Origin of the sequence: uncultured Granulicatella sp., from assembly GCF_963545075.1 — a bacterium.
Lineage (GTDB): Bacteria > Bacillota > Bacilli > Lactobacillales > Aerococcaceae > Granulicatella.
This window is the reverse complement of record NZ_CAUUHX010000065.1, coordinates 1-8,922: the sequence shown is the minus strand read 5'-3', so window position 1 is coordinate 8,922 and position 8,922 is coordinate 1. Positions and strand designations below refer to the sequence as shown.

Genomic DNA, 8,922 nt, shown 5'->3' with positions numbered 1-8,922 from the left:
CGCTTGCGCGAATCTCATGGCTAAAAATCGAGCCTAGGTCTCGATTTTTCCAGTAATAGAAGCCACACGGGTTGTGACTTCTATTACTTTTACTACTACGGGAAGTCTATTCCTACTTTTTTGTATTGGGGGGGTGTGGAGTGTGCGTCAAGGAATGGGAATTCTACTTCTACTTTCACCAAAATTACAGATTTCACAAAATGTAAGCGTTAAGTTGTCATGAATTAAAAAACAATTAAAAAAAGTTTAAAATTTTTTCAAAAAAATTCAAAAAAACAATTGCATGAATTGTCAGAATATTATATAATCTTCTCATCACTAAAAAACAGATTATGAAATGAGGGATTTTGATGAATTTAAAAAAATTTGGATTGGGATTGGTATCAGCAGCAATTTTAGCAGGATGTAGCGCAGGTGGTGCTTCAAATGGTAACACAGTAAAACTTGGAGGTAACTTTGAGTTAACAGGTAACGTTGCCGCTTATGGTTCAGCTATGGATAACGCTGTTAAATTAGCCGTTGAACAAAAAGGAAAGTTATTAGATAAAGAATTAAAATATGTTTCTTATGATAATAAATCAGAAAAAACAGAAGTAGCTTCTGTAGCTAAAAAATTAGTTTCTGAAAAAGTAGTTGGGGTTGTCGGACCTGCTACAACAGGGGATGCTCAAGTTTCAATTCCAATCATGGAACAAGCAAAAATTCCAGCTGTATTTCCAGCAACAACAGGGGACGGCATTACATTAAAAGATGCAAAAAATCCAGAATCAGTATACGACTATATCTTCCGTGTATGTTTCTCTGATAATTATCAAGGGGTTGTAGGTGCAGGATTTGTAAGCCAAAAATTCCCAAATGCTAAAGTGGCAATTTTACAAGACTCAGCTAGTGATTACTCAAAAGGTTTATCAGAAGCATTCGAAAAAACTTATACAGATGCTAAAATTGGTGGTCAAATTGTTGCGAAAGAAACTTATCAATCAAAAGATACAGATTTCCAAGCAGTATTAACTTCATTAAAATCAAAATCATTTGATGTATTATATATCCCAGGATATTATGAAGAAGTTGGTTTAATCATCAAACAAGCTCGTGAATTAGGAATCACTCAACCAATCGTTGGTGGAGATGGATTATCAAGTGAAAAATTAGCAGAATTAGCTGGTAACAAAGCAAACTTAACAAATGTCTTCTATACAACTCACTTCTCAGCTAAAAGTACAGATGCAGATGTTCAAGCATTCATCAAAGCGTATAAAGAAAAATATGGTACAACACCAGATTCATTCGCAGCTTTAGCATATGATGCAGCAGAATTATTAATGAAAGCTATTGAAACAGCAGGTTCAACTGATGCGCAAGCAATCAAAAAAGCTTTAGCAGAATCTAAAGATTTCGATGGTGTTACTGGTACATTCACAATGGGTAAAGATCACACTCCTGTTAAATCAGCAGTTGTTATCGAATTCCAAAATGGTGAAGAAGTAAGTGCAAAAGAATATGCAGCACAATAATAAATAAAATGGTGATGAAAGAGAGGCAATTGGGGAAACCCGCCTCTTTTTTCACATGATAGGCAAATATTAAAAACGTTTTTTTATAAGGAAGGAGCTTAAAATGGAGCTATTGATTCAACAATTAGTCAATGGGATTGCGCTAGGAAGTATTTATGCTTTAGTGGCACTTGGCTATACAATGGTTTATGGAACAATTAAATTAATCAACTTCGCTCATGGTGATGTTTATATGATGGGTGCATTTGTTGGTTTTTATGCAATGAATGGATTGGGGTTAAATATTTTCTTATCCCTTCTATTAGCAATGGTTACCTGTGCAGTTTTAGGAGTAGTGATTGAAAGAGTAGCGTATAAACCTTTAAGACGTTCGACTCGTGTTGCTGCTTTGATTACAGCAATTGGGGTTTCATTTTTACTTGAAAATGTGATGAGCTATCTTTTTGGAGCTGAAATTCGTCCATTCCCATCTGATTTTGGAACAACAAACTACACATTATTTGGCAATATTACGATTAACGGAAAGCAAATCTTAATTTTTGCTACAACAGTCATTTTAATGGCGCTATTACAGTTCATCGTTCGTTATACTAAAATGGGGAAAGCGATGCGTGCCGTTGCAGTGGATGAAGATGCAGCTCAATTAATGGGAATTGATGTGGATCAAGTGATTTCATTTACATTCGCATTAGGTTCAAGTCTTGCTGGGATTGCCGGAGTATTAGTTGCTTTATACTATAATACGTATTCTGCAACAATGGGGATTGTACCAGGGTTGAAAGCTTTCGTAGCTGCGGTATTAGGTGGAATTGGTAGTATTCCAGGTGCCATGGTTGGTGGCTATGTCATTGGTTTATTAGAAACTTTAGTTAGCTATTTAGGATTCTCTCCATATAAAGATGGAGTAGTTTACTTCCTATTATTTGTTATTTTATTAGTATTACCAGCAGGATTGTTTGGTAAAAATGTTAAAGAGAAAGTGTAGGTGAGAAACATGCAACGATTACATCAAAAAAATCTTATTTGGTTAGCTTCTGCAGTATTAGTCTATTTATTACTTCAAGTGTTAGTTCAAGTAGGAGTGATTAATTTCTATTATGAAAGTACTTTTATTAATATCATGATAAATATTATTTTCGCAGTTGGATTAAATTTAATTTTGGGGGTTGCAGGTCAATTCTCACTTGGTCATGCTGGATTTATTGCGATTGGTGCTTATAGTGCTGCTATTATCGGGAAAGCGGTTAGTGGTTTAGCGGGTTTATTTGCTGGAATGGCAGTGGGTGTAGTCATTTCAATCGTGATTGCTTATTTAGTTGGTTTACCAACGCTTCGTTTAAAAGGGGACTATTTAGCAATTGCAACATTAGGGGTTGCTGAAATTATTCGTGTAGCCTTAAATAATATGAAAATAACAAATGGTGCTGCAGGGATTAGTGGTGTTCCATTAACAACAACATGGACAATTGTTTATATTGCTTTAGTTTTAACAACTATTTTAGTATTAAACTATGCCAATAGTAGTGCAGGTCGTGCGACTTATGCTGTATTACAAGATGAAATTGCAGCAGAGTCAATGGGGGTAAATGTTACTCGCTATAAAATGTTAGCTTTCATTATTGGAGCAGCTACAGCAAGTATTGGTGGAACATTAACAGCGACTTATTTAGGAACTGTAACACCAAGTGACTTCACATTTATGAAATCAATCGATGTATTAATTATTGTTGTATTCGGAGGAATCGGTAGTTTTACTGGTTCATTTGTAGCTGCGATTTTACTTGGAATTATTAATACATTCTTACAACCATTTGGACAATTACGTATGATTATTTACGCAGTAGCGTTAATCTTAATTATGATCTTCCGTCCAGGTGGATTATTAGGAACTTGGGAATTCCGTTTCGGCACATTCTTAAGTAATAAATTGAAGAAAAAAGAGAAAGGAGAAACAGAATGAGTTTATTAGAAGTAAAAGGTTTAACAAAAAATTTCGGTGGATTATCAGCTGTTTCGAACGTTTCTCTTAAAGCTGAAAAAGGAGAATTAATTGGATTAATTGGACCAAATGGTGCCGGTAAAACAACATTCTTCAACCTTTTAACTGGGGTATACGTTCCAACAGAAGGAACAATCGAATTAGAAACTGAAAATGGTAAAACATTATTAAATGGAATTGCACCGAATAAAATTACAGAATTAGGATTAGCACGTACATTTCAAAATATTCGTTTATTTAAAGATTTAACAGTATTAGAAAATGTAATGGTAGCGATGCATGCACATAAAGGGAATTCATTATTCTCAAGTTTATTCAGAACAAAAGCTTACTATGAAACAGAAAAAATGATGAAAGAAGAAGCATTAGAGCTATTAAAAATCTTCAACTTAGAATCATTTGCTCAAGATAAAGCGAAGAACTTAGCTTATGGACAACAACGTGAATTAGAAATTGTTCGTGCCTTAGCTACAAAACCAAAAATCTTATTTTTAGATGAACCTGCTGCAGGGATGAACCCACAAGAAACAGCAAATCTAACAAAATTAATTGCGCAAATCCAAGAACAATTCGGATTAACCGTTGTATTAATTGAACATGATATGTCATTAGTAATGGAAATTTGCCAACGTTTATATGTATTAGAATATGGAAGATTATTAGCACATGGAACACCAGAAGAAATCAAGAAAAATCCTGATGTTATTCGTGCTTACTTAGGAGGAGAGTAATCATGTTAGAAGTAAAAGATTTAAGCGTACATTATGGCATGATTCAAGCCGTTAAAGATGTAAGCTTCACAGTTAACGAAGGAGAAATTGTTTCTCTAATCGGTGCCAATGGTGCTGGGAAATCAACCATTTTAAAAACTTTATCAGGGTTAGTACATCCAAGCGCTGGAACGATTGAATATTTAGGGCAAGATATTACAAAATTAGCTGCTAAAAAAATTGTTTCACTTGGCTTAGCACAAGTTCCAGAAGGTCGTCACGTATTTAGAGGACTTTCTGTAAAAGAAAATCTTGATTTAGGAGCATTTTTACGAAATGATAAAGAGGAAATTCAAAAAGACATGAAAGCAATCTTTGAGAGATTCCCAATTTTAGAAGAACGTAAAAATCAAGATGCTGCAACATTATCAGGTGGGGAACAACAAATGTTAGCAATGGGACGTGCATTAATGACTCGTCCGAAACTATTATTATTAGATGAACCATCAATGGGATTAGCACCAATTTTCATTAAAGAAATCTTTAATATCATTCAAGAAATTCAAAAACAAGGAACTACTGTATTACTAATTGAGCAAAATGCGAAAATGGCATTATCGATTGCTTCAAGAGGGTATGTATTAGAAACAGGATCTGTGGTATTATCAGGTACAGGTAAGGAATTACTTGAAAGTGAAGATGTTCAAAAAGCATATTTAGGGGGATAATCATGGAAGTAAAAGATTATATGTCAACAAACTTAATAACGGTTGAACCAACAACAACTGTTATGAAAGCATTAGATTTAATGAAAGAACATGATGTGCATCGTCTTCCCGTCGTTGAAGGAGACAAATTGGTAGGATTATTAACAGCTGAATTAGTCGCTCAAAACTCACCTTCAATGGCAACAAGTTTAAGTGTGCATGAATTAAATTACTTATTAAATAAAACAACTGCTAAAGATATTATGTTGAAACAAGTCATTACTGTAAAACCAACTGCTGTCTTAGAAGAAGCCGCTTCTATTATGAGACAACAAGGAATTGGAGTTTTACCAGTTCTTGAATCAAGAGGAAACTTAGTAGGAATTATTACTGATAAAGATATTATGGATGCGTTCATTGATATTTCAGGATATAATACTCCAGGATCTCGTTTATTTATTGAAATTAATGAAGACAAACCTGGTCCATTAGAAGAAATTTCAAATGTTTTACGTGACAATAATGTCAATGTCGATACAATTTCTGTATACCACCGTGAAGGAAAAGTACAAGTAGTACTTCACGTAGATTCTGAAAATCCAGATGAAGTAGCAGACTTTATCGCACAAAGAGGATATAGAATTATCTCATCAATGAGAAAATAGAAAACGAATCATAGACTTTTCCAATGTGGCAGAGGATTTTGCGACAGGAAAAGTCTTTTTCTTTGTTTCAGTATCAATAGTAGCTTCTCTTTTTTCAAGAGCTGTTTTCTGCTATACTAGTACTACTATATTAGATGGGAAGGATGAAAAAGATGAAATATGATTTTACAACAGAGATCAACCGTCATGGGAAAGATGCGATGGCTGTTGATGGATTAGGATTAATTCCAGGGAAAGCACCAAACCCACCTAAGGAAGGCTTTGATGTAATTCCGATGTGGATTGCAGATATGAATTTTGCAACAGTACCAACAGCGATTCAAGCGATGAAAGAACGGTTAGACCATCCAGTTTTTGGATATTTTATGCAACCAAAAGATTATTATAATGCCATTATTCGTTGGCACCAATTTCACCATCAAGTGGAAGGATTAACGGCTAAACATATTGGTTATCATAATAGTGTGTTAGGAGGAGTGGTTTCAGCCTTAACTTCTTTTGCGTCACCGGGAGATGCTATTTTAGTGCATAGTCCAACATATGGAGGATTTACAGAAGTTTTAAAAAATAATGGTTTTAATATTGTATTAAGTCCACTAGTGAAAGATGAAGAAGGTGTTTATCGTATCGATTATAAAGATATGGAAGCAAAAATTCGTAAACATCATATTCATGTATCGATTTTCTGTTCACCACATAATCCAACAGGTCGTGTTTGGAATCGTGAAGAATTAGAAAAAGTAATGGCAATTTATCAAAAACATGATGTAACAGTTATTTCAGATGAGATTTGGTCGGACTTAGTGATGCCAGGGGTAAAACATATTCCAACTCAAAGCGTGTCTGAAGATGCGAAGAATCGTACGATTGCTTTTTATGCACCAAGTAAGACATTTAACTTAGCTGGTTTAGTAGCTGCTTATCATATTATTTATAGTGATTTATTAAGAGATAGAGTGAATGCAAAAGGTAGCAAATCTCATTATAATGTGATGAATGTATTATCGATGCATGCGTTAATGGGCGCTTATCAATCAGAAGGTTATGAGTGGTTGGAAGAATTAAGACAAGTGTTATACAAAAATATGACGTATGTATGTGACTACATTCGTGATCGTTTTGAAGGAGTGTCTGTGACAAATACAGAAGGAACGTATGTAATTTTTATCGATTGTAAGGAATATTTAGAAAAAAATGGTATTACGATTGATGAATTACAAAAACGAGGATCAGATGTGGGAGTGGCTTGGCAAGATGGCAGAATCTTCCATGGTCCAACTCATATTCGATTAAACTTAGCATTACCATTTACAAGAATTCAAGAAGCTTGTGAACGAATGAAAAAATATGTATTTATTTAAAGGAGAGAAATATGAAAAAAATTATTCATACAGATAAAGCACCAGCAGCAATTGGACCTTATTCTCAAGGAGTATTATGTTCAGGAAATTTTTTATATATTTCAGGACAATTACCAATTGTTCCAGAAACTGGAGAATTTGCAGGAGAAGATATTGTTAGCCAAACACATCAATCATTGAAAAATATTCAAGCGATTTTAGAACAAGCTGGAATGAGTTTAGAAAATGTTGTTAGTACAACGATTTATTTAAGTGATATTGCTCATTTCCAACAAATGAATGAAGTTTATGCAACTTATTTTAAAGAAAATTGCCCAGCACGTGCTGCTTTCCAAGTAGCAGCATTACCAAAAAATGCACTAGTAGAAATCCAAGCGGTCGCTTGTCAATAAAGGGAAAAACAGCCAGCAGAAAATTCTGCTGGCTGTTTTTTAGCTAATAGACCGTAGAGCTACTGGCGTCCTAATACTACAATAAAATGACTTTTTGATTATTATTTCAAAAAGAATGAACTAGCTAATACGATAATCCCTAGGATAATACGATACCAACCAAATGCTTGGAAATCGTTTCGTTTTAAATAGCTCAATAAGAATTTGATAACAATTAGTGAAACGAAGAAGGATACAACTGATCCAACTAATAAAATAATCAATTCTGCACTTGTATAGTGGAATCCAAATTTTAATAATTTTAAACCACTAGCTCCAAACATAATTGGAATACTCATGAAGAAAGAAAATTCTGTCGCTACAAAACGATTCGTTCCGACTAATAATCCTCCTAAAATGGTAGAACCTGAACGAGAAGTTCCTGGAATTAAAGCTAGAGTTTGGAATAAACCAATTTTAATGGCTGTTAAATAATCCAATTCTTCAAATGAATGAATACGAGGCTCCACTGTTTTATGACGACGCTCAATCACAATAAATGCAATCCCGTATACAATTAAAGTTGTTGCAATGACAATTGCTTTATTAAAGTATTCATCCATAAAGTCATTTAATAGTAATCCTCCAACGATAGCAGGAATACAACCAATGATAACTTTTTTCCATAGTTCAATTGTCGCTAAAAATTCTTTGCGAGTTTTTTTGCCTTCAAATGGATTTAGTTTGTTAAAGTATAAAATCACAACAGCAAAAATGGCACCAAGTTGGATCACTACATTAAACATGTCTTGAAACTTTGGACTCACATCCAATTGTAAAATTTCATTTGCTAGAATTAAATGTCCTGTACTACTAATCGGTAACCATTCGGTTACTCCTTCAATAATTCCTAGAATTATTGTTTTAATGATTTCAATCATTGTAATCAAAATATCACTCCTTTATTATGTCTGAATGTAAGTATAAAGGTTTACGAGTAAAATTTCTATAAAAATCTTAAAAAATATAAAAGGAATGAAGTTTTTGTTCAAAAAAAATACAGAAATATGTTATACTAGCGGTAAATAAATTGAGAGGATGATTAGATGTTCGGATTTTTCAAAAAGAAAGTAAAAAAAGAAGTAACTCCTGAATTAGAATTGTTTGCAGTTGCAGAAGGAGAAGTAGTGGCTATTACAGAAATTAATGATCCAGTATTTTCTCAAAAATTCATGGGAGATGGTTATGCAGTATTACCAACTTCTGGAGTCATTACTTCACCAGTAGTGGGAGAAGTGATTAATGTTTTCCCAACAAAACATGCTGTAGGAATTAAAACAGATAATGATGTAGAAGTGTTACTACATATGGGAATTGATACTGTTGAATTACAAGGAGCTCCTTTTGATACAGTTGTAACTGTGGGACAACGTGTGGATCAAAATACAGTTATTTCTACTGTAGATCTAGAAGCAGTAAAAGCAGCTGGAAAAGATACACCAATGATTGTAGCTTTAACAAATATGGATAAAATTGCAAACTTATCTATTACAACAGGAAATGCATCAGCATCTTCTAAAATTGGTGAAGCGACA

10 protein-coding genes are annotated in these 8,922 nt (G+C 33.8%); 9 read left to right on the top strand and 1 reads right to left on the bottom strand.

The features are described 5' to 3' along the window. The first annotated feature begins 350 nt into the window (after window positions 1–350). The 8 genes from RWZ86_RS07770 (at window position 351) to RWZ86_RS07735 (ending at window position 7,348) form a co-directional block, all read left to right on the top strand. Entirely contained in the window at window positions 351–1,514 is a 1,164-nt protein-coding gene (locus tag RWZ86_RS07770) for an ABC transporter substrate-binding protein (protein ID WP_314681144.1), read from the top strand. Between the two features lie 112 nt (window positions 1,515–1,626). After that, window positions 1,627–2,499, top strand: a complete 873-nt coding sequence (locus RWZ86_RS07765; RefSeq protein WP_314403553.1) for a branched-chain amino acid ABC transporter permease — start codon at window positions 1,627–1,629, stop codon at window positions 2,497–2,499. A gap of 9 nt (window positions 2,500–2,508) precedes the next feature. Then, a complete protein-coding gene (locus tag RWZ86_RS07760) occupies window positions 2,509–3,474 on the top strand; it encodes a branched-chain amino acid ABC transporter permease (RefSeq protein ID WP_314681141.1) in 966 nt (321 codons plus the stop codon). Then, window positions 3,471–4,244, top strand: coding sequence for an ABC transporter ATP-binding protein (locus RWZ86_RS07755; protein ID WP_314112773.1), 774 nt, complete (start codon window positions 3,471–3,473; stop codon window positions 4,242–4,244). The genes RWZ86_RS07760 and RWZ86_RS07755 overlap by 4 nt, the downstream gene beginning before the upstream one ends. Before the next feature lie 2 nt (window positions 4,245–4,246). Continuing rightward, entirely contained in the window at window positions 4,247–4,951 is a 705-nt protein-coding gene (locus RWZ86_RS07750) for an ABC transporter ATP-binding protein (protein ID WP_314681139.1), read from the top strand. A 2-nt stretch (window positions 4,952–4,953) separates the two neighbouring features. Then, the gene (locus RWZ86_RS07745; RefSeq protein ID WP_006703804.1) at window positions 4,954–5,595 is read left to right on the top strand and encodes a CBS and ACT domain-containing protein; all 642 of its coding nucleotides are present in this window, start codon (window positions 4,954–4,956) and stop codon (window positions 5,593–5,595) included. A gap of 152 nt (window positions 5,596–5,747) precedes the next feature. Continuing rightward, complete coding sequence (locus tag RWZ86_RS07740; protein WP_314681135.1) at window positions 5,748–6,956, top strand: aminotransferase class I/II-fold pyridoxal phosphate-dependent enzyme; 1,209 nt, start codon at window positions 5,748–5,750, stop codon at window positions 6,954–6,956. Between the two features lie 11 nt (window positions 6,957–6,967). Beyond that, the gene (locus tag RWZ86_RS07735; RefSeq protein ID WP_314681131.1) at window positions 6,968–7,348 is read left to right on the top strand and encodes a RidA family protein; all 381 of its coding nucleotides are present in this window, start codon (window positions 6,968–6,970) and stop codon (window positions 7,346–7,348) included. Window positions 7,349–7,449: 101 nt separating this feature from the next. Here the strand turns inward: RWZ86_RS07735 and RWZ86_RS07730 are convergent, their stop codons facing one another. Then, entirely contained in the window at window positions 7,450–8,268 is an 819-nt protein-coding gene (locus tag RWZ86_RS07730; protein ID WP_314681146.1) for an undecaprenyl-diphosphate phosphatase, read from the bottom strand. A gap of 165 nt (window positions 8,269–8,433) precedes the next feature. Between RWZ86_RS07730 and RWZ86_RS07725 the strand changes: the two genes are divergently transcribed. After that, window positions 8,434–8,922 (top strand): PTS glucose transporter subunit IIA (locus RWZ86_RS07725; RefSeq protein ID WP_314681128.1); only part of this gene is annotated, 489 nt, incomplete at its 3' end.

Bases quoted from the DNA above. Each gene is read 5' to 3' on its own strand.
- RWZ86_RS07770 (WP_314681144.1), top strand. From the start codon at position 351: ATGAATTTAAAAAAATTTGGATTGGGATTGGTATCAGCAGCAATTTTA.
- RWZ86_RS07760 (WP_314681141.1), top strand. From the start codon at position 2,509: ATGCAACGATTACATCAAAAAAATCTTATTTGGTTAGCTTCTGCAGTA.
- RWZ86_RS07755 (WP_314112773.1), top strand. From the start codon at position 3,471: ATGAGTTTATTAGAAGTAAAAGGTTTAACAAAAAATTTCGGTGGATTA.
- RWZ86_RS07750 (WP_314681139.1), top strand. From the start codon at position 4,247: ATGTTAGAAGTAAAAGATTTAAGCGTACATTATGGCATGATTCAAGCC.
- RWZ86_RS07745 (WP_006703804.1), top strand. From the start codon at position 4,954: ATGGAAGTAAAAGATTATATGTCAACAAACTTAATAACGGTTGAACCA.
- RWZ86_RS07740 (WP_314681135.1), top strand. From the start codon at position 5,748: ATGAAATATGATTTTACAACAGAGATCAACCGTCATGGGAAAGATGCG.
- RWZ86_RS07735 (WP_314681131.1), top strand. From the start codon at position 6,968: ATGAAAAAAATTATTCATACAGATAAAGCACCAGCAGCAATTGGACCT.
- RWZ86_RS07730 (WP_314681146.1), bottom strand. From the start codon at position 8,268: ATGATTGAAATCATTAAAACAATAATTCTAGGAATTATTGAAGGAGTA.